This window comes from Laedolimicola ammoniilytica (assembly GCF_025567165.1).
GTDB classification, from domain to species: domain Bacteria; phylum Bacillota; class Clostridia; order Lachnospirales; family Lachnospiraceae; genus Laedolimicola; species Laedolimicola ammoniilytica.
The window spans coordinates 1-1,208 of record NZ_JAOQKC010000056.1; the positions used below are offsets into that span (position 1 = coordinate 1).

Genomic DNA, 1,208 nt, shown 5'->3' on the forward strand with positions numbered 1-1,208 from the left:
GAGCAGATACTACACGGCACACCGAGCCGTCAGAAAAAGCACGAACAGGAGCGTTAAAAACCGACCCGAAATGATACCGAAACCATACAAAAGGCTGGGGGTATAGCTTACCCTACCCGCAACACACCCACCCTTGCAAACGGGGCTTACAGGGCAGATTTTTCCCGAAAATGACACCGGGAACATACAGATTTTGCCCCTGTCCCCTCATACCCGACCAAACCGAAGAAAGGAGCGTTTTTTCATGCCGAGAATGAGCAAGAAGCGGCGGCTGGAATGGGCGTTCTTCCTCAATGAGCGAAACCGCATTACTTTCAATGCCCTTTGCCGGGGCTGTACCCATGACTGCAAGCAGAGTTTTAGGGCTATCGTGGTACTCTGCCCCCGGTATTACTCAAAGAGATGGAAAGCCCGCCCCGCAGATAAGGAGAACCAAGATTATGTCAGATAACCGCAAATATTATTACCTCAAACTGAAAGAAAGCTATTTTGACGATGACGCTATCGTGCTGCTGGAAAGTATGCAGGACGGTATGCTGTATTCCAATATCCTCTTGAAGCTGTACTTAAAATCGCTGAAATACGGCGGCACTTTGCAGCTTGACGAGAATATCCCCTACACCGCCCAAATGATAGCCACCATTACCCGCCAGCAGGTCGGCACAGTTGAACGGGCTTTGCAAATCTTTATGAAGCTGGGGCTTGTCGAACCGCTGGACAACGGGGCTTTGTATATGAGCAATATCGAGCTTTTCATCGGTCAGTCCTCTACCGAGGGGGAGCGCAAGCGCAGGGCAAGAATGAAGATTTCAGAGCAAAAACGGCTTAGTGGACAAGTGTCCGAAGCAAAAGCGGACATTTGTCCACCAGAGATAGAGATAAAGAAAGAGATAGATATAGAGATAGAAAAAGAGAGAGAGTCAGAACCAGGACGAGCCGCTCCCGCTGCTTACGGCAGATACAAAAATGTGATTTTGACAGATACGGAGCTTTCCGAACTGCAAGCAGAACTGCCCGACAAGTGGGAGTATTACATTGACCGGCTATCCGGCTATATCGCTTCCACTGGGAGGAAATACAAGAACCATGCAGCCACTATCCGCAGATGGGTGGCTGACGATACCGCTAAAGCTGCCCCGAAAAGGGGCATACCCGATTACAGCTACAAGGAGGGAGAAAGTCTATGAAACCAGCTTTTGAAGATATGA

At 49.3% G+C, this 1,208-nt stretch carries 2 protein-coding genes; both read left to right on the forward strand.

Translation table 11 applies throughout. The features are described from left to right. Nucleotides 1–244: 244 nt before the first annotated feature. A complete protein-coding gene (locus tag OCV63_RS17320) occupies nt 245–451 on the forward strand; it encodes a hypothetical protein (protein WP_015544131.1) in 207 nt (68 codons plus the stop codon). Further along, nucleotides 441–1,187, forward strand: coding sequence for a phage replisome organizer N-terminal domain-containing protein (locus OCV63_RS17325; protein WP_044929250.1), 747 nt, complete (start codon nt 441–443; stop codon nt 1,185–1,187). The genes OCV63_RS17320 and OCV63_RS17325 overlap by 11 nt, the downstream gene beginning before the upstream one ends. The last annotated feature ends 21 nt before the right edge of the window (nt 1,188–1,208 follow it).

Excerpts from the sequence above, each read along its gene's own strand:
- OCV63_RS17325 (WP_044929250.1), top strand. The coding sequence starts at position 441 with ATGTCAGATAACCGCAAATATTATTACCTCAAACTGAAAGAAAGCTAT.
- OCV63_RS17320 (WP_015544131.1), top strand. The coding sequence starts at position 245 with ATGCCGAGAATGAGCAAGAAGCGGCGGCTGGAATGGGCGTTCTTCCTC.